At 52.6% G+C, this 18,510-nt stretch carries 16 protein-coding genes; all 16 read left to right on the forward strand.

Annotated elements, in window-relative coordinates; genetic code table 11:
• The first annotated feature begins 33 nt into the window (after positions 1–33).
• The 16 genes from xrtA (at position 34) to BLP93_RS14800 (ending at position 18,490) form a co-directional block, all read left to right on the forward strand.
• Entirely contained in the window at positions 34–876 is an 843-nt protein-coding gene (gene xrtA / locus BLP93_RS14725; RefSeq protein ID WP_092123362.1) for an exosortase A, read from the forward strand.
• A gap of 27 nt (positions 877–903) precedes the next feature.
• Positions 904–1,536: an exosortase C-terminal domain/associated protein EpsI gene (locus tag BLP93_RS14730; protein WP_092123364.1), complete on the forward strand. Its 633-nt coding sequence runs from the start codon at positions 904–906 to the stop codon at positions 1,534–1,536.
• Between the two features lie 128 nt (positions 1,537–1,664).
• Positions 1,665–3,731 (forward strand): XrtA/PEP-CTERM system histidine kinase PrsK, encoded by a 2,067-nt coding sequence (prsK, locus tag BLP93_RS14735; protein WP_092123366.1) that lies wholly within the window; start codon positions 1,665–1,667, stop codon positions 3,729–3,731.
• A 62-nt stretch (positions 3,732–3,793) separates the two neighbouring features.
• Positions 3,794–4,708: a hypothetical protein gene (locus tag BLP93_RS14740; protein ID WP_092123368.1), complete on the forward strand. Its 915-nt coding sequence runs from the start codon at positions 3,794–3,796 to the stop codon at positions 4,706–4,708.
• Between the two features lie 87 nt (positions 4,709–4,795).
• Positions 4,796–5,626 carry an XrtA system polysaccharide deacetylase gene (locus tag BLP93_RS14745; RefSeq protein WP_092123370.1) on the forward strand — a complete coding sequence of 277 codons (831 nt, stop codon included), beginning with the start codon at positions 4,796–4,798 and terminating at the stop codon, positions 5,624–5,626.
• Entirely contained in the window at positions 5,610–6,689 is a 1,080-nt protein-coding gene (locus tag BLP93_RS14750) for a FemAB family XrtA/PEP-CTERM system-associated protein (RefSeq protein ID WP_092123372.1), read from the forward strand. Before BLP93_RS14745 ends, BLP93_RS14750 begins: the two co-directional genes overlap by 17 nt.
• On the forward strand, positions 6,662–7,900 hold the full coding sequence (locus BLP93_RS14755) for a DegT/DnrJ/EryC1/StrS family aminotransferase (RefSeq protein ID WP_161946358.1): 1,239 nt from the start codon (positions 6,662–6,664) through the stop codon (positions 7,898–7,900). Before BLP93_RS14750 ends, BLP93_RS14755 begins: the two co-directional genes overlap by 28 nt.
• Positions 7,897–9,024: a glycosyltransferase family 2 protein gene (locus BLP93_RS14760; protein WP_244148776.1), complete on the forward strand. Its 1,128-nt coding sequence runs from the start codon at positions 7,897–7,899 to the stop codon at positions 9,022–9,024. Before BLP93_RS14755 ends, BLP93_RS14760 begins: the two co-directional genes overlap by 4 nt.
• A 268-nt stretch (positions 9,025–9,292) precedes the next feature.
• Positions 9,293–11,029, forward strand: coding sequence for an ABC transporter ATP-binding protein (locus BLP93_RS14765; protein WP_244148780.1), 1,737 nt, complete (start codon positions 9,293–9,295; stop codon positions 11,027–11,029).
• A gap of 48 nt (positions 11,030–11,077) precedes the next feature.
• Positions 11,078–12,277, forward strand: coding sequence for a glycosyltransferase family 4 protein (locus BLP93_RS14770; RefSeq protein WP_092123378.1), 1,200 nt, complete (start codon positions 11,078–11,080; stop codon positions 12,275–12,277).
• Positions 12,274–13,548 carry an O-antigen ligase family protein gene (locus BLP93_RS14775; RefSeq protein WP_092123380.1) on the forward strand — a complete coding sequence of 425 codons (1,275 nt, stop codon included), beginning with the start codon at positions 12,274–12,276 and terminating at the stop codon, positions 13,546–13,548. The genes BLP93_RS14770 and BLP93_RS14775 overlap by 4 nt, the downstream gene beginning before the upstream one ends.
• Complete coding sequence (locus BLP93_RS14780) at positions 13,545–14,162, forward strand: GNAT family N-acetyltransferase (RefSeq protein ID WP_161946359.1); 618 nt, start codon at positions 13,545–13,547, stop codon at positions 14,160–14,162. Before BLP93_RS14775 ends, BLP93_RS14780 begins: the two co-directional genes overlap by 4 nt.
• Positions 14,159–15,355 carry a glycosyltransferase gene (locus BLP93_RS14785; protein WP_092123382.1) on the forward strand — a complete coding sequence of 399 codons (1,197 nt, stop codon included), beginning with the start codon at positions 14,159–14,161 and terminating at the stop codon, positions 15,353–15,355. Before BLP93_RS14780 ends, BLP93_RS14785 begins: the two co-directional genes overlap by 4 nt.
• The gene (locus tag BLP93_RS14790; RefSeq protein ID WP_092123384.1) at positions 15,352–16,527 is read left to right on the forward strand and encodes a glycosyltransferase family 4 protein; all 1,176 of its coding nucleotides are present in this window, start codon (positions 15,352–15,354) and stop codon (positions 16,525–16,527) included. The genes BLP93_RS14785 and BLP93_RS14790 overlap by 4 nt, the downstream gene beginning before the upstream one ends.
• A 126-nt stretch (positions 16,528–16,653) precedes the next feature.
• Positions 16,654–17,412: a PIG-L deacetylase family protein gene (locus tag BLP93_RS14795; protein WP_161946360.1), complete on the forward strand. Its 759-nt coding sequence runs from the start codon at positions 16,654–16,656 to the stop codon at positions 17,410–17,412.
• Positions 17,345–18,490, forward strand: a complete 1,146-nt coding sequence (locus tag BLP93_RS14800; RefSeq protein WP_092123388.1) for a GNAT family protein — start codon at positions 17,345–17,347, stop codon at positions 18,488–18,490. Before BLP93_RS14795 ends, BLP93_RS14800 begins: the two co-directional genes overlap by 68 nt.
• The last annotated feature ends 20 nt before the right edge of the window (positions 18,491–18,510 follow it).

Below are 18,510 nucleotides of genomic sequence, written 5' to 3' on the forward strand. Positions count from 1 at the left end.
TTTTTTCCAAAATTCACGCATCAAGGATTTTATATGACTTTTACGGAAGCTCTTTTTAAATTTCGATTCTATTTGCTGCTTCTTATACCCATTCTTGCAGTGATGTACTTCGATATCGTATCGCATATGATCTTCCAATGGGCCAATGACGAAAATTACTCACACGGTTTTCTGGTGCCCCTGATCTCAGGTTTTTTTGTCTATCAGCGATGGGATAAACTTCGGACTGCGCCTGTCGACCCATCTAATCTCGGGTTGATTGTTGTTTTCATCGGCCTGAGTCAGCTTATCCTGGGCTGGCTGGGCACCGAATTATTCAATATGCGCTTGTCGCTGGTGGTAATTCTTTGCGGCATGACCCTTTATCTGTTCGGTCTCCGAATCTTCAAAATCATGGCGTTGCCTTTGCTTTTCCTGATTCTGATGATTCCCATCCCCTACATCATCTATGATGCCGCAGCGTTCCCCCTGAAGCTTTTCGTCACGAACATTTCCGTGACCACTTTGAAAATGCTGGGCGTAATCGTCTGGAACGAGGGCAACATCATCATGTTCACCAACACGGTGTTGGAAGTCGCGGACGCCTGCAGCGGGTTGCGATCCATTATGTCATTGCTGGCCTTGGCCGTGGCCTTTGCTTTTCTGACCCAGAAGAACAATACGAAACGAGCGATTATCATTGCTTCGGCCATTCCCATCGCCGTGATAACCAATGCCATGCGCGTCATCGTTACGGGATTCTTGGCACAATATTGGGGGCCCCAGGTAGCTCAAGGTTTTTTTCATGACTTTGCCGGATTCGCCGTCTTTGCCGTGGCCATGGTTCTTCTGCTTGCACTGGGTGGGATCCTGAGCATTGGTCCCCGGGAACGCTAATGCCATGAATGGATAAAAGGAAATAACATGCTGAACACAAAACGCTTCATCCTGCTTTACGCTCTACTTTTGCTGACCATGCTCTATCTGCATGTTCACGCCGCCACGACTCCCCCGATCAACAAGCCGTTCCATCAGTTTCCTACTCATCACGCGGATTGGAAAATGGTCAGTTCCTATGATTTCAGCGATAATGTCATGGAAATCCTGAAACCCACTGATATTCTCAATCGGACATACATTCGAAAAGGTGAGAGACCGGTTGACCTGCATATCGGATATTATGACGGAGGCAAGGGAACAGGCGTGATCCACTCCCCCAAGCATTGTCTGCCCGGTGGAGGGTGGCAAGTGATCTCCAGTGAAAGGCTCACCATGACGATTGGCACTGAGAACGTAAACATGGTCCAGGCTGTGTACCAGCTTGGGGAGACAAGAGAAGTGTTTTTGTATTGGTTTCAGACTCGAGACAGGAGCCTGAACAATGAATATTCCCTGAAACTGGCCGAGGTGACCGGATCTCTGCTGCACGGTCGCCGGGATACTGCGTTCATCCGCATTTCCACCCGCTATGACGGCGATCTCGAGCAAGGGCTGAGGCGCACTCGGGATTTTGCCAGCGACTTTTACCCAGTAATCCGTGAATTTCTGCCGTCGTAAAATATTCAGCCATTGATGCCTCAGCTTATGGCATTGCTCAACCAAAAGCACATTCGCTTTTTTTTGCGTCATGTCGCTTTCATCATCTTGATATCGGCGATACGCAGACAGACTGAGCCTGTTACTGAATGCAGATGTTGCAGACCATCCTTTCCATCTCGGCGATTCTGGCGGCGGTCGGCCTGCCGCTTTACCTTCTGGCACGATGCAAGTTGTCGCCGGACGTCGTATTGCTTTTTATCGCCCTGACCTGCACCGCATGCCTTGAATTGTTTGATCTTCTTGCCTTGCGCAATCCTGAAGAGATGCCCTACTGGCGACGCCCGGCCATGTTCGCCGAGGCATTGCTGCCCATTTCCTGGCTTGGATTCAGCCTGGTCTTTGCCCGGAAAGTGAAGCTGAACAACATCTCTTATTTCCAGATTATCGCCCTGGCGGTCACGTTTGCCTTTCCCGCCGCAACCTTCCTCTATTCTAACGAAACATTTTACTTTTCACCGGATTTTGCCGAGGAGCAAATTCTCTTTCTCACAGGTCCGGCATTTCTATTCTATGTCGGAGTGCTCGTCATACTTATTCTGCCGCTGATCAATCTTGAGGCCACCTTGCTCGGCTCCGCCCGAGAAGAGCGATGGAAAGTGAAACTGGCGCTGACCGGCGCCGGCGTAATCCTGGTTGGGTTGCTCTTTTACTACAGCCAGGGGCTGTTGTACCGGACCATTAACATGCAGTTGGTTCCCGTGCGGTCCCTAGCCTTGCTTCTGGGAACAGGCCTGATCGGCTACTCGATGATCCAGCGCAACAATGATGTGCACATCAACCTTTCGCGACAGATGGCCCTCAAATCAGTGGTGCTCCTGACGGTGGGACTCTATCTTCTGGGGTTGGGACTTCTCGGCGAGGGGATGAAATATTTTGGGCAGGATTTCCCCAAGGTGCTTCTGGCCATCATCTCGCTGCTCTCCGGCGTTCTCCTCCTGGTGGTTCTGATGTCCGCCAGCTTCAAGCGCAAGATCCAGGTGTTTCTCGTCAAGCATTTCTATGAAAACAAATACGACTACCGAGTCGAATGGCAGAAGTTCACTACCCATTTATCGCGTGCCAAGAACCGGGACCAGTTGCTGACGGCCGTGCTTGGAGAATACTGCGACACCTTCGGCATGGGGTGTGCCGCATTGTATTTGCGGGATTACGAGACGAACGCCTTCAGGCGTCAATCCGTTATGTCCATGGACCGTGGAAATGAAGTCATCGCCCAAGATGACCCACTGCTTTCGCCGATGCAGAATTCAACATGGGTCAGGGATCTTAGCTCCGAGCCATGGGAAACACATGCGCCAAGCCTGGCACAAGACATCAGAAAACACGGGATCATCCTGCTTGCTCCATTTATCCTGGCCGATCGTCTGGAAGGATTCATCGCCTTGGGAAAACCGCTTGACAAGAATGAATCCTACGGTTTTGAGGATTATGATCTGATCAAGGCAATGTCACGTCAGGTAGCATTGGCCTTGCTGAATTTTCGCTTAGCCGAGCAGCTTGCCCAGGCTCGAGAAATGGAAGCAGTTGGGAAGGTTTCAACTTTTGTTGCCCATGATCTGAAAAATCTTGTCTATACTCTGTCCTTGATGCTGGATAATGCCAAGGATTATATGGATGATCCGGATTTTCAAAAAGACATGCTTCAATCTCTTGGCAACTCGATCAATCGGATGAAGATGCTCATCACTCGATTGAAGACCTTGCCCGGCACCACCAGTCTGCGTCTTCAGATGGTCGACATCAGGAAGGTGGTCGAAGAGACCGCGGCCATGGTCAATACGGCTCCCATATCGGTCAGCGGTCAGTCCTTAAGGGTAGAGGCGGATCCGGAGGAGTTGCACAAGGTCATGCTCAATTTACTTCTCAATGCCTTGGATGCCACGGAAAAAAAAGGCCCAGTGCATGTTGACATCATCCGCCATGGCAAGGAAGCTGGAATCCGTGTCCAAGATAAAGGTTGCGGTATAGCGCCGGAGTTCCTGCGGGATGGTTTGTTCACCCCCTTCAGAACCACCAAGCCCGGTGGACTGGGTATTGGTTTGTATCAATGCAAGCAGATCATTACGGCCCATTGCGGAAGAGTTGAAGTACAAAGCATCCAGGGCCAAGGTTCGACTTTCACGGTCTGGCTTCCTTTTCACCAGGAAGTGTAGCGGCTGAGCCATCCGCACCACAGACTCATCATATCACGGCCAGTTAATTTCTTCGAAACTCAATGCGCTTATCTCATATTACGATCCTGCTTTTGGCGGCAGGATTGCCGTTCTTTTTCATCAGTTCAATTCATGAAGCGCCCAGTCCCGTCACGCAATTGAACAGTCTTTTTCATTTCCTCTTCTTTGCCCTGTTTTCCTGGTCCATGGCGCACCTGCCGGCTCTGAGCAAGCATACATTTACTCAGCAGGCAGCTCTCATTCTGGCGACCGTCACAATTCTGGGCGGAGGAATCGAGTTGATTCAACCATATTTCAACCGCACGGCATCATGGCGGGATTTAGGCGTCAACCTTCTTGGGGCGTGCTTCGCCCTGTCGTTTCTGGTTCCCAAGGGGCGTAACCTGGGCTCATATCTGTACAGAACCGCCCAGGTTACGGTGCTGACGCTTTGCCTGATCCAGTTCTACGAGCCGTTTACAAACTTCTGGGACATGAATTTGGCTGCCCGACAATTTCCCGTACTCAGCGATTTTGAAACATCCTTCGAGGCGAGGCGCTGGTCCAGAGGGATGATTGATTCCGATTTCTCCAGACACGGCACGGCCTCTCTGCGTGTACGGCTGGGTACCCAATTGTATTCCGGCACCACCATGATCCGAAGTTTCGGCGATTGGCAAGGCTATGCTGCTTTGGCCCTGAGCATTCACAATCCAGGGCCCGGGCCACTGCAGATGACCATCTCCATTCGGGACAGAAAACACGATATCCGCGGGGGAGCCTATCACGACCGCTACAACCGTGAATTCAAGCTGGCCCAGGGATGGAATGAACTGCGTATCCCCCTCTCGGATATTGAAACCGCGCCTGCCGGACGGCGTCTGGACTTGTCGCAGGTGACGTCAATGGCCGTCTTTGCCGTTAAAATGCCGGAACCTCGAGTCATCCATCTGGACAACGTACGGCTGATTCCATAGCCGGAGTTGCCGGACAAAGTCGGGCAAAAGAGCATCGGGAGCTCCGGTCCCTGCGGCGTCAGGCATCGTTCTTGCTCATCCTCTTGGATGCAGAACTACCTGACCATTGACGTGGAGGACTATTTTCAGGTCAACGCCTTCAGCCGCATCATCAAACGGGAAGAATGGGACCACCTTTCCCGACGTGTCACGACCAATACTTCTCGCATTCTCCAAATCCTGGACAAGTACCAGGTAACGGCAACCTTCTTCATTCTTGGCTGGATAGCGGAAAAGGAGCCGGACCTGGTCCGACGGATTGCCGGACAGGGGCACGTGATTGGTTGTCACAGCTACTGGCATCGCAATGTCTTTGATCTGACCCCGGAAGAGTTCCGCACGGACACGGAGCGGAGCAAGACACTCCTGGAGCAGCTCAGCGGTGGATCCGTTACCGCCTACCGCGCCCCCAGCTATTCCATCACCAGCAAGTCTCTCTGGGCCCTGGATATTCTGCATGAAGTCGGGTTTAGCACCGATTCAAGCATCTTTCCCATCCATCACGACACCTACGGCATCCCGGACGCGCCACGTTTCCAGTACGACCTGCCTCAGCCGGGGATGGTCGAATTCCCTGTTTCAACGGCCAAGATCATGGGGAAGAACATCCCCGTCTCCGGCGGCGGTTATTTTCGGCTCTTTCCCTACTGGTTCAGCAATTGGGCCTTGAAACGCATCAACACTATCGAAAGACGCCCTTTCATCTTCTACCTCCATCCCTGGGAGATTGATCCGGAACAGCCCAGATTCAACAAGGCTTCACCTTTCTCCAGATTTCGCCACTACAACAATCTGGACAAGACGCAAGCGCGTTTTTGCAGACTGCTCAGGGACTTCTCCTTCGGCCCGCTGCCCTCCGGACATGAACAGGATCGATGAAGTCATGCCGCGGCGATTCCAGATAAAAAGCCAGTTTCTTTCGGAATCAGCGTATCCCGCCTGGGACCGATACGTGCTCCACCACGAACATGGCAGCCCATACCTGACGACTGCGTGGAAAAAGGCGGTGCAGGTGGGCTATGGCCATAAAACATCATATTTGGCGGCATTTTCGGGTTCTGACGTTGTCGGCTCTTTGCCCTTGGTGACGGTCAAGCCTCCACTGGTCAAAAATCGATTGGTTTCCTTGCCCTTTTGCGACTTCGGGGGATTGCTGGCCGATGACCCGGCGGTGGCGGAAAACCTTTTAAACCAAGCTCTGAAGCTGGCCGCGGATCAGCGCGCGGATCTGGAGATACGCTGCCCTGCTCCAGCAGGGGCAATTCTCTCTCATGGCGGATTTATCCAGACTACGAACAAATGCCGAATGCTGCTGGCACTGCCGAGTACGGCGGATGAACTTTGGTCGGGATTCAAATCAAAATTACGCAGCCAGATCAATCGGGCGGAGAAGAACGGGCTGACGTGTCGTCTGGGAGGCAGCGAACTCCTGAACGACTTTTACCAAGTATTTACAAGAAACATGCGCGACCTGGGCTCCCCCGTCCATGGCAAGTCATGGTTGACCGCGATTATTCAGGCCTTTGGCAAGCAGGCTGTGGTGGGCGTGGTCTATGCAGGAAATTCACCCGCTGCCGCCGGAATCATTCTCTGCCACGGGCGAACCGTATCCATCCCATGGGCTTCGGCTCTGCGGGAATTCAACCGGCTCAGTCCAAACATGCTGTTGTACTGGACCTTCCTGAAGTTTGCCGCTGACAGCGGTTGTTCGTCCTTCGATTTCGGCAGGTCCACTCCCGGGGAAGGCACCTACTCCTTCAAAAAACAGTGGGGTGCGGCGCCTGCCCCTCTGGCTTGGTACAGACTGGGGACAGCGAGATCACAGGCAGACGAACAAACGAACGGCTCCCTTCGCCGCACCATGGAATCCGTCTGGAAATGCCTGCCGTTGCCGGCGGCAAATATACTGGGACCATGTCTGCGCAAATATATCGACCGCTGATCATCATGCTTCTCTACAATATCCCACCCGCCGAAACACGTCTTTCCTGGACCGCCTTGTCCAAGGGCTTCATCCCGGGGCGGTCTGATTTTTCCGGAAAAATACGGAATCTGACCTCAGGCCGCGCATGCATTCTCGCAGGCAGCGCCAGGATTTTGCTGTATCTGCTTTTCAAGGAGTTGCGCGGCCAAGCCGGGCCGGAAAAATCTGAAGTCCTGCTTCCGGGCTACACCTGCTATTCCGTAGCCGCGGCCGCGGTCAAAGCCGGGTTGCGTGTGGCCCTGTATGACCTGAATCCGCGAACATTCCAACCAGACCTGCATAGTGTGGAGCGTGCGCTTTCGGATCGCACCCTGGCCGTGGTGGGCCAGCATCTGTTGGGGATGCCCGCGGACCTCGAACCGTTGATTTCCGCGGCACAGCGGCACGGTGTTTGCTTAATTGAGGATTCAGCGCAGTTCATGGCTTCCAACCAGACGAAGCAATTTTCGACTGGGGCTGATTTCACCGTTTACAGTTTCGGCCGGGGAAAACCTCTGCCCCTGGGCGGCGGCGGAGCTTTAATCGCAAACAGTCCAAAGGCGACTACTCCGTTGAAGCGCATTGCAGAAGCGGTTTTGACATCTCCGAACGGTTCCAAAGGCCCCATGGCTCCTGCGATGACACGCATCATGTCCTGGCCGCGTCTGTACTGGATGCTGGAAAAACTGCCCATAGGCCTGGGTCGAACTGTTTATGATCCCGGCTTTCCCGTGACGTCCATGGCCGCGGCGTTGCAACGCATAGGGACAGCAGCTTTGTCCGATCTTGCATTGTTGAATCAACATCGGGCCATGATCGGAGAGATCTACATCAAGGGCTTTCAATCAGGTCCGACGCAAGGATCATTGAGTTACGTACCAAGCTGCGTCCGTTTCCCGATCCTGGTCCGTTGCCGGGACAAGATGCGTCAGTTGGCAGCCTATGGAGTCAGACGTCTCTATCCAATGGCTCTGGTCGACCTGCCGGCACTGCGTTCCAGGCTGGCCGATCCTGTTCCAAAGACCTTCGGCGCCAGGGAAATCGCCCAGCGAATGGTCACCCTGCCCACTCATCTGGGCGTGGATCAAAGGTTGGCTGAAATAATTGTCAATATAGCTCAAGCGGCATTTGAAGACATACAAACCGTCACGTCCGTAACGTCAACCTCTGGGACCAAGAAAACTCCATGATTGAAATCTTTTTCTGGGTTTGCTTCCTGCTCCTCTTCTACGCATTTATCGGCTACCCTGCCCTGATATGGATCTTTGCGCGAACGGCAGGACAACGTTCGAGGTTTGATGAGCGTCGCATTCCCACTGTGAGCATGCTTCTTTCCGTCTACAACGAGGAGCAGGTGATCAGGAGCAAGCTCGAAAACTTTCTGCAGCTGGATTATGATTCGCAAGCCTTGGAAATGATCGTTGTTTCGGATGGTTGTTCGGATGGGACCGAGGCCATTGTCGCATCATTTGATTCACCGCGAATCAGACTGATCGTCCAGGAGGAGCGCGGAGGCAAAACCCTGGCTCTGAACCGGGCCGCCGCCGAAGCGAAAGGCGACATCCTGGTATTTACGGACGCCAATTCCATGTTTGCTCCGGATGCCTTGCGCAAGCTGACCCGACATTTCGCGGACCCTGAAGTGGGACTTGTCAGCGGTCGATCAGTCTACCTGGATGCACGGAACAATACGGAACATTCCGGGGGAGTCTATCGGCAATACGAAGATTTCATCAAGGAGCAGGAGAGTGGCACGGTATCCATTGTCGGAGCGGACGGCGCCATATACGCTCTACGCGCGGATCTCTACCAGCCGCTGCCGGCGGAGTACATCAATGATTTCATTCATCCTCTGCAAGTCGTTTGCAGGGGGCTTCGGGCCGTGCAGGAATCCGAGGCCTTGTGCCGGGAAGTTCAGGATGGTGATGCGGGCAAGGAACTGCAACGCCAGACGCGAATCATGGCCCAATCCTGGCTGATCGTGTTCTCGCAGGCTAAAAATTTGCTCCATGCCGGCCGTGTGGGCCATTTCTGGGCCATGATCTCGCACAAGGTGCTGCGTTGGATCACGTTGCCTCTTATGGCGGCGTTGCTGTTCTTCAATCTCTTGTTGCTGGATGAAGGTCTCAGGTATCAGATCCTGTTCACGATCCAGTTCGGTTTCTATCTGGCGGTCATCGCCGGTTGGAGGCGCACCGAAGGACTGTTGCGTGTTCCAGCCATGTTCACGTTGCTTCATGCCGCTGCAGTGCTGGGTTTGTGTCGGCTGATGACCGGTCAGGTCTTCATCACATGGGATCCAAGAAAACAATGACCAGTTTTGACACCGCGGAGCATTCCAAGAGTAGATTTTCTTTTGCGGGCGTTAATACGGTCTACAAGAATTAGGATGATGTCTGATAATGCACAAATTTAAAAAAATTCTTTCCTTGCTCTCCAGGCGTGAACGCCTGAAGGTGTATTTGCTGTTTCTGGCAATGCTGTCCACGGCACTGGTTGACATGCTCAGCATTGCCTCTGTCATGCCGTTCATGGCTGTTGTGACGAATCCGCATGTTATAGAGACAAACCAATATCTGCAAATGATCTACCAACGATTTGAATTCACAAGCGCAAATCAATTTCTAATTTTTATCGGAATCGCTGTACTGATACTGATTGTTTCGTCCAACTTGCTGCGTCTGGTTTCCATGTGGTTCAACACGCGATTTATCCATTACTGCAAAGCAAACCTGTCTCGGAAGATGCTCCAATTTTACATGATGCAACCGTATCAGTTCTTCTTGACCCGAAATACGTCCAATATGGGCAAGAATGTTCTTGAGGAAGTTTCACGGGTCATCTACAGCGTTCTGCAGCCGATATTGGCCATAGTTGCCAGAGGGACCATCACGGTGCTCATTTTCGCGATGCTTGTGGCGGTGGATCCTGTTCTGGCCTTGATGGTCGTGCTGATTCTTGGAGGGAGCTATGCCATGATCTTCATTTCTGTGCGCAGGGGATTGGACACCCTCGGCAAAAGACGTGCCCAGGCCAATCGAGGCCGCTTTCAGACGGCGTCTGAAGCGCTTTGCGGGATCAAAGATCTGAAGATCATGGGGCGGGAAAAAATTTTTCTGGATAAGTTTGCGTCGTACAACCGAGAACTGGCGCATACGGAGAGCAGGCTTGCGGTGATCACGCAGGCTCCCAAATTCGCTTTGGAGGCCATAGGTTTCGGCGGCATCGTCCTGATCGTGGTCTACTTCCTGTTCTCGGCCAGCCAGACATCGGAGATCATCCCGCTGCTGGCGTTGTACGCCTTTGCCGGCTATCGGCTGATGCCCGCACTTCAAACCCTGTTCACCAACGTCACGACGATGCGTTTCAACTCCGCGGCCCTGGACGCGCTCCTCGAGGATATGCAGGAGAAAACGGGCGCCCTGGACAGTCCGTTGCTTGGTCAGGTGGAACGACTGCCCATAATCAAGGAGATAGTCCTGGAGAAGGTCACCTACAGCTATCCGCAAGCTGCCGACCCGGTTTTGCATGAATTGGGCCTGCGTATCGAGGCGAACACGACCGTGGGTTTTGTCGGAGCCACCGGCTCCGGAAAAACAACCACTGTTGACGTGATTCTCGGACTGCTTGCTCCTCAAAGCGGTCAACTGCGGGTGGACGGAGTGCTGCTGGATGAAGATTTGATGATTCGTTGGCAGCGAAATATCGGGTATGTGCCGCAATTCATTTACCTGACGGATGATACGGTGGCCAGGAACATCGCTTTTGGCGTGGGAGAGTCGGATTTGGATCTCGAGGCCGTGGAGCGGGCGGCCAGAATCGCCAATTTGCACGATTTCGTGACCAAAGAGCTTCCCCATGGCTACCAAACCCAGGTGGGCGAACGCGGCGTCCGGCTCAGCGGCGGTCAGCGGCAACGTATCGGGATTGCCAGAGCCTTGTATCATGATCCGCAAGTGCTGATTCTTGATGAAGCCACCAGTGCCCTGGACAATGTGACCGAGGAACAGGTCATGAAGGACATTCAGAGCCTGGCACGGAAAAAAACCATTCTGATGATCGCTCACAGGCTGAGTACGGTTCGGGATTGCGACACGATATTCATGCTGGACAAGGGACGACTTGTGGCCTCCGGCTCTTATGACGATCTTATCGAAAGCAATGAGCATTTCCGGCAGATTGCGCGCCGGGTCGACTTCGATGGAAACGGCAAAGGCGAAGCTCGTGAGAAACGAAAGACCGGCGATATTGAGGCAACTGCCAATTTCCCCCGGGTTCCAGGGGAAGGGCGCGGCTTTTCTTCGGAACCTCTCTCATAACGGAGTTGAAATTCGGATCTGGTTGGCAGCGGGAGCGAGTGACGTTTCATGGCGACAATTCTTGTATTGAATCATCAAGCTCCGTTTCCGGTGCGCTGCGGGAATACGTTGCGGGTCTACAATCTCTGCAATGTGCTTTCCACGTCCCATTCCCTTGTGGCTTGTTTTTCCGGTGAGAATTCTGACGGATCGGTCCCCTTGTCGCCCACGGCCGGAGACGTTTTCCGGAAGAGCTTGGTCCTGCCGCGAATGAACGGCAAAGCATCCTGGAAGCGTTTCCTGCGACCGCTGGAAGGGCATCTGGTCAAACGTTTCAATCCTTCCTTCTGGAAACAGATTCGAAACGAACTGATGAGAGTGATCGATGGGGAAAAAGCGGACGCCGTGCTCGTCACCAGCTTGAAAATGGCCGAATTCGTAGCTGGAATGAACTTGAACAACACCCGAACAGTGCTGGATATCTGCGACAGCCGGACCTTGACCCTTGAGCGAGAATACGCGGCGGATCAACAAATGAATTATTGGGAGAGAATGCATCGGCGTCTTTACCTGGCACGTGCCAGGAGGGATGAGCGAAACGTTACGGAAAAATTTGATGCCGTGACAGCTGTTTCCCCGGTAGACTTGGCTCGTCTCAAGGCCCTGAACCGCCAACATGGCAAGCTGCATCTCGTTCCCAACGGCGTACGTCTTCCGGCACAGGTACCTTGTCCGGAACAAAAGCGGGCTGTGATTTTCTGGGGGGCCTTGGATTTTCCGCCCAATTCCACGGCAGTGCGCTATTTTCTGGAGGAGGCATGGCCAATGCTCCGTCAAAAAGCAGTACGCTGGTATGTTGTGGGGAAAAATGCTCCAGATTGGCTGCTGCAGGCAGCAAAGAAGGATGATGCCTTGATTCTCACGGGTTTTCTCGAAGACTTGCATGCTTTTGCAGCAACCGTTCCCGTGATGATCAACCCCATGCGCATGGGCAGCGGTTTGAAGAACAAGGTCCTGGAGGCGTTTTCCATGGAGCGGGCCGTGGTTTCAACCGATATGGGCATGGAAGCCATTCAGGCTGAAGCCGGCACCCATTATGTCCGCGCAAATACTGGGGTGGAGTTTGTTGAGAACATTCTGCGTCTTTTGGACAATCCACAAAGATGTCGTGATCTCGGACTTGCCTCTAGATCGATGGTGGCGAGGGAGTATACCTGGGAAAAGGCAGCTTCGCGCCTGGAACCACTTTTGATCGGGGAGCCAAAATGAACGTTTCCACGCAAAACAACATGTTGTTGTACGGCATCATGCTGCTTGTTCTGGTGTATGTTGCGAGAATTCAAGAGCTTTTTCAGTTTCTTATTCCATTGCAGTTAGGGAAAATCGCCATTCTCCTGGCACTGACCTTGTTGATGGTCTCGCCCAAGCCGCCCATGCGGGCATCCCTGTTGAAAATACCGCAGGTCAAGATGGTTCTGGGAATTCTCGCATTATGTCTGATTTCGGTGCCTTTCAGCGTCTACCAAGGGCAAAGCTTCAACCATGCGGTGATGGGCTTTCCACGAACCATCCTGTTTTTCTTTTTGCTGATCTATGCCGTGAACAACTTTCACGACCTGCGAAAGCTGTTTTGGGCATTCATCTTTGGCGTAATGATCCTGGCATATTTCATGATCACCGCCAGCGGCACGGGTCGCCTGGCCGCAAGCGCGACTTACGATCCCAATGACATAGCCATGCTCTTCGTCATAACCCTGCCCATTGTCTACTTCTTCATGAACAGCCGGAAAGGCCCCACTAAGCTTGTGCTGATGGGCATACTGCTCGCCCTGCTTTTCGCTTTTATCCTCACCGGTTCCAGAGGAGGATTTATCGGTCTGATGGTAATTACGATATTCATCCTGTTTATGGATAAATATAGGACCTGGCTGACGAAAATTCTGGTGTTGGGCATTGCCGTCCTGGCCTTTTTTCAGTTTGCCCCGGAGACCTATTGGGAACGCATTCGAACCATCACGACTTATGAAGAAGATTATAATTATTCCGCTGAATATGGTCGCAAGGCGCTGTGGAAGCGGGGAATGCAAATGATGATGCAAAATCCCCTCACGGGGGTCGGCGCAGCGGCATTCACCACAGGACTCGGTCTTTCCTATGGCGAAGAGGGAGGAAAATGGTTGACCGCCCATAACGCGTTCGTCCAGATCGGAGCGGAACTGGGAATAGGCGGCTTTGTGCTGTTTATCTGGCTCATCGCGTCCAGCATCCGCTACCTGCGCCGTCTGCGTGCGAAGTATGCCCGGCAGCCAGGCATATTCAGGGATCATCTCTGGATGGCCACGGCTCTGGAGGTCAGCCTATGGGGATATGTGGCCACGGCAATGTTCCTCTCCGCAGCCTATTTCGTCATGTTTTATTTTTTGATCGCCATGTGCTGCATTCTCCGAAAACTGGAGATGCAAGTCGAGTTGCAGGAACAGGCCCAGGAGAACCATTCCGGATTGGAAACCCAGCTGCAAATCGTTGGAGCTCGGGGATGAGATTCATGGGAGCTGCCGGCGTCGCCCTGCGTCACTTCCGTCAAAGTGCCTACACCCGATATGGGGCCGGATTTCCAGGAATCTGCAAATTCTTGTATTACAGCCTGTTCCGGGTCAACACATTCATTGTCTTCTCATGCGGCCGGGGTGAAACCTCAAAGCCGGATATGCCCGTTGAACTGCGGATCGTTCGCGGCGATCACCACCAGCTTGGCCTCGTTCGTGGCCGTTACGCCCTCCCCGGAGAGTTCTACTGCGATCTCAGCCACAACGTGCACGATTATTTCATGGGGCTCTGGAATGAGTTTCCGGCATATGTGCATTGGATCTTCCCACCCGGAAAGGCAAGCCGTTTTCTTGAACTCGGCCCAGGATGCGCGGAGGTGAACTACATGCTCACTCTGCCCGACTATCGGGGCAGGCATCTTTGTTCCTTGATTCTTGCATGCACGATCCACGAGTTGATGGCTGAAAACGTGCAGCGGATATATTGCGTCGTCCATGATGCGAACATCGCCTCCATCAAGGCCGTGCAACGCTCCGGCTTCCAGGAGATGCAACGGGTGCGCAGCATAGGTCCATTCAATTTCCGGATTAAGGTGGATGCGGCATGAAGCGCATCCTGTTTCTCACTGCCCGGGTCCCGGCGCCGCTGGACGACGGCTGGAAAATTCGCACCTTCCACCTGATCAAGGGCTTTGTTCAGGAGGGTTGGCAGGTGGATCTGCTCAGCTTTCGCGGACCAGAACAGCAAGCCTCCGATTTTCCGGAACTGGAAAGGATGTGCAAGCGCATGCTCCTGATCGTCCGTGCCAAGGCCTACGCTCCAAAAGATCTGCTGCTCGGGCTTTTCACGCCTATGCCGTTTCATGTCTACAACTACCGTATTCCGGCCATGGCCGCCGCGGTGGAAGAAATGACCGCGACCACGAACTATGACTTCATTCAGGTCGAAGATGTGGTCATGGCCCAGTACGCTGCAAAAGCAGGAAGCCGTGGGGGACGCATTCTGGACATGCACAACGTGGAGTCCAGCTTGCTTGACCGATTCGCCGTCAACGAACCGAATCCGCTGAAACGCATGTACGCCCGCATTACGGCGAGAAAACTGCGTCGTTATGAACGACGTGTCGCCTCCCTGTTTCACCGGATTCTGGTTTGTTCCCCGGAAGATGGCCGACTCCTCGGAAACAATGGTCTGCAGACCCCGGTACAGGTCATACCCAACGGCGTAGACTGCGATTATTTTCATCCCCAACCGTGGGATCCATCCGCACAGGATTTGGTCTTCGTTGGGAGCATGGACTATCACGCCAACATTTCCGGCGTCCTCTACTTCGTCCAAAACATTTTGCCGCTTGTCTGGAGAATAAATCCTCGAACGAGATTGACCATCGTGGGAAAGAACCCTCCGGAGGCCATTCTTCGTCTGGCCGAGGAGCGGATTACGATTACGGGTAGGGTTGCCGATGTCCGCCCCTTTCTGGCTCGGGCTCGTGTCGTCGTGGTGCCGTTGCTGGTGGGCGGCGGAACACGATTGAAGATACTCGAGGCCATGGCCAGCGCCAGGGCGATCGTCGCCACGCCTCTCGGGGCGGAGGGTCTAGCGATCAAGGACGGAGAACATCTCTTTCTTGCGGAAAAAGTAGACGACTTTGCGAGCAAGACTTGCCTGTTGCTTGAGAACGCCGAGCTCTGCCGCTCTCTCGGGGAATCCGCTTCGGCCTTTGCCCGCTCCAACTATGACTGGTCCTCGATCACCACGCGACTGCGTAGAGACCTGCCGCCACTTCCTGGTGAGTCATGAAAAGAATACTGACCTTGATGTCCACGGATCATCTAAGCGGGCCGCTGCGCCAGCTTCTCCAGCTTACGGAACATGTCCGGAACAGCCATCCGAATCAATATCATTACCATATGGGGTTCACTTGGCCCGCGGCTCTGCCGGAACCGGAACTGTTCCAGGAACTCAGAGGCCGAGGAATTCATCTGGAGATCATTTCCCAAAAGGGACGATTGGACTTTTCCTTGGTCCGCAAAATCCAAAAACTGATTGCCGTCCACAAGATCGATCTGCTGCAAAGCCATGGATACAAACCCTCCATCTTGGCTTTTCTTCTGAAACGAAAATTAGGCCTCCCCTGGGTGGCTTTCCTCCATGGGAGAACCGCGGAGAATCTCAAGGTTCGTTGTTATTTTAAAATGGAAAAGCTGGTCGTTCGCAAAGCCGATGTCGTGGTTACGGTTTCCGAGAGGATGCGCCGGGAAATGCTCGATTTTGGCTTCAGTCCTTCCCAAGTCCGCACCCTGCGCAACGCGATCAATCCGGACGCTTTTCAGACCAACATTCCTGAGCATGATGCGGACCGGTTGCGAAAACTTCATGTCGGCCGCAATGGCGGGCCCGTACTGGGCATTGTCGGAAGAATGAGTCCGGAGAAAGGACATGTTTGGTTCATGGACGCTTTTCAGGAAGTATTGCAACAGGTACCTGACGCCATCCTTCTACTGATCGGCTCCGGACAGGAAGAACGCAAGCTGAAACAGATGTGCGCGGCAAGGGGGCTGAACGGGCGAGTTCATTTCGTGGGCTTTCAGAGCGAGATATCCCCTTGGTATTCCCTCCTGGACCTCGTTGTCATGCCTTCGTTGAGCGAAGGGCTGCCCAACACGGCAATGGAGGCCATGCTTTTCGGTCGCCCGGTGGTGGCGACGGATGTGGGGGGCGTTCCGGAAGTGGTGGAGCACGGGGTGACCGGAAGGCTTGTCCCGGTCCGTGAACCGCGGTCCATGGCCGATGCGATCATCGCCTATCTGGCCGATCCGGCGATGAGGGCGACTCATGGAGCCAATGGGCGCACGAAGGTGCTGCGGGAGTTTTCTCCGCACGTCCAGGCCGACAGCTTGATCAAAATTTATGAAAATGTGCTTTCAGGCGCCCTGGATAAAAATCCGGATGCCAGATCTACCAGCAGCTGAGGGTACTCAACCAATCGAAAGCAACATGGCGGAATCATGTTCAGAAATCGTATAAGAAGAGTATATCGGACCATATTGCCTTGGATATGGGCCAGGAGGAATTATAAATTTTTCCTGACAGGCAGTTTGTTTGAACTGGACAGGAAGACTCAGGCCGTTTTCCACGCCACCAACATTCTGAAACGCTACATCAAGCCGATCCAGGTCCGACCGCCTTTCGGAAAAAGATGCCTTGTCGTGGCGCCGCATTCCGATGACGAGGCTATTGGTTGCGGCGGGAGCGTCTTGAGCCATTTGAGCAAGAATGGAGACGCGAGAATCATTATCGTACAAGACGGATCCGGAGCGGAAGCGGCAATTGGGTTGAGCAGGAAAGAACTGATCGAGATTCGGGAGCAGGAGTCCATAGAGTGTGCCAAAAGGCTGGGGATCGAAGCGCCCCGGTTTCTCCGCTATGCACGGGTTGGCGTTGACAACGTCTCCAGGCTTGCAGCGGATCTGGAAGGCATCATCATGGAATATCAACCCGATGCTGTATTTGGACCTTTCATCCTGGATCACAACTACGAACACGAAAATGTTTCCCTGGCTCTTGCTCTGGCACTCGAACGAACCGGCCTCGACGTCGAAGTCTACTCATATGAAGTATGGGGACTGTGCATTCCTAATGTGGCAGTATTTATCGACGAGTTCATCGATGCCAAATGCGAATTGATCGCTTGTTTCAAGAGCCAGACGCGGTGCAACGACTATGCGCATGCTTTCAAGGGGCTAGCCATGTACAATTCGCTTCAGTTCGGAGCTATTGATACGAAATATGTCGAACGCTTTCTTGCGCTTCCGGGCAATGAATATGTCGATTTCGTTAAGAAGGTTGCGGGGTGATAATATGATGTTCAACGAATTTGAATGTAAAGAAGTGGATCCTGGCGAATTTGCCAATCACATCCTTGACCTCTTCAATTCAGTTTTCCACCGGAACATTCAGATGGATCAGTTCAGCTGGAAATACCTTGCCAGCAAGCCTGAGAAAGCACGGACATGGCTGACAACAAAAAAAGAGACTGGTGAAGTCGTTGCCGCCATTTCCGCTTTCAAAATGACATTCTTTCATGAGCACAGGGAAATCATTGCTTATCAACTCTTCGATGCCATGGTGAAAGATGAATATAGGCGCCACAAAATTTTTTCGAACACGATACGTTGCTTGTATGATACATTGAAAAAGGAAGGAGTGGATTTATGTCTCGCCTATGGGAATTCAAGATCCATTCCTGCTCTGAACAAGATTTTGAAAGATAACGTGCCGATGAAATCCGGGCATGTCTTTTTCCATCCCATCGGTCTTGCCAATGTCATACAAAAATTTTCCTTGCCTCCCTCAATCAAGCCACTGTTCACCTTCTCACTCTCGCCGCTGTATAAGACCTTTTGCAAGGCAAAAATTTCTCTAAAAACAAGTAATGTTCGTTTTTTAGAATTAAATAAATTTGATTTCGTGGATATGATTTCAATGGATAAGTTAAAGGATATGCATATATTATTTCCGAACAGGAATGCGGAATATCTCTCATGGAAAGCATTTGGCCCACCAGATAGGATTAAGAATAATTTAATTATTTATGCCATTACAAAGAATGACTCTGCGGTAGGATATTGCATACTCAGCAAAGATGAAAAAAGAAACGTTCTCGTTATCCAAAGTATACTTTGTATTGACGAGATGCTCCTTAAAGAAGCAATTGTCGGCATACTCAGAATGGCTTGCGACCTGAAGTACGACGGCGTTTTGACCAACTGCAGCAGCAAGATATACCAGGAGCAGTATGCTAAGTTGGGCTTTGTCAAAGGAGCAAATGTTCTTGGCGCAATAAACGACATGAAAGGAGCATTTGGAGATTCGATCGGCAAAGATCATTTCTGGCTTCAGGAACCCATGGACAGGGATCTCTTTTCTTACTGAAGACTGCCAGCCACACGAAA

This window comes from Desulfonatronum thiosulfatophilum, from assembly GCF_900104215.1.
GTDB classification, from domain to species: domain Bacteria; phylum Desulfobacterota; class Desulfovibrionia; order Desulfovibrionales; family Desulfonatronaceae; genus Desulfonatronum; species Desulfonatronum thiosulfatophilum.

Excerpts from the sequence above, each read along its gene's own strand:
- BLP93_RS14770 (WP_092123378.1), top strand. The coding sequence starts at position 11,078 with ATGGCGACAATTCTTGTATTGAATCATCAAGCTCCGTTTCCGGTGCGC.
- BLP93_RS14730 (WP_092123364.1), top strand. The coding sequence starts at position 904 with ATGCTGAACACAAAACGCTTCATCCTGCTTTACGCTCTACTTTTGCTG.
- BLP93_RS14765 (WP_244148780.1), top strand. The coding sequence starts at position 9,293 with ATGATCTACCAACGATTTGAATTCACAAGCGCAAATCAATTTCTAATT.
- BLP93_RS14780 (WP_161946359.1), top strand. The coding sequence starts at position 13,545 with ATGAGATTCATGGGAGCTGCCGGCGTCGCCCTGCGTCACTTCCGTCAA.
- BLP93_RS14755 (WP_161946358.1), top strand. The coding sequence starts at position 6,662 with ATGTCTGCGCAAATATATCGACCGCTGATCATCATGCTTCTCTACAAT.
- BLP93_RS14775 (WP_092123380.1), top strand. The coding sequence starts at position 12,274 with ATGAACGTTTCCACGCAAAACAACATGTTGTTGTACGGCATCATGCTG.
- prsK (WP_092123366.1), top strand. The coding sequence starts at position 1,665 with ATGCAGATGTTGCAGACCATCCTTTCCATCTCGGCGATTCTGGCGGCG.
- xrtA (WP_092123362.1), top strand. The coding sequence starts at position 34 with ATGACTTTTACGGAAGCTCTTTTTAAATTTCGATTCTATTTGCTGCTT.
- BLP93_RS14785 (WP_092123382.1), top strand. The coding sequence starts at position 14,159 with ATGAAGCGCATCCTGTTTCTCACTGCCCGGGTCCCGGCGCCGCTGGAC.
- BLP93_RS14740 (WP_092123368.1), top strand. The coding sequence starts at position 3,794 with ATGCGCTTATCTCATATTACGATCCTGCTTTTGGCGGCAGGATTGCCG.
- BLP93_RS14750 (WP_092123372.1), top strand. The coding sequence starts at position 5,610 with ATGAACAGGATCGATGAAGTCATGCCGCGGCGATTCCAGATAAAAAGC.
- BLP93_RS14745 (WP_092123370.1), top strand. The coding sequence starts at position 4,796 with ATGCAGAACTACCTGACCATTGACGTGGAGGACTATTTTCAGGTCAAC.
- BLP93_RS14800 (WP_092123388.1), top strand. The coding sequence starts at position 17,345 with ATGTCGAACGCTTTCTTGCGCTTCCGGGCAATGAATATGTCGATTTCG.
- BLP93_RS14790 (WP_092123384.1), top strand. The coding sequence starts at position 15,352 with ATGAAAAGAATACTGACCTTGATGTCCACGGATCATCTAAGCGGGCCG.
- BLP93_RS14760 (WP_244148776.1), top strand. The coding sequence starts at position 7,897 with ATGATTGAAATCTTTTTCTGGGTTTGCTTCCTGCTCCTCTTCTACGCA.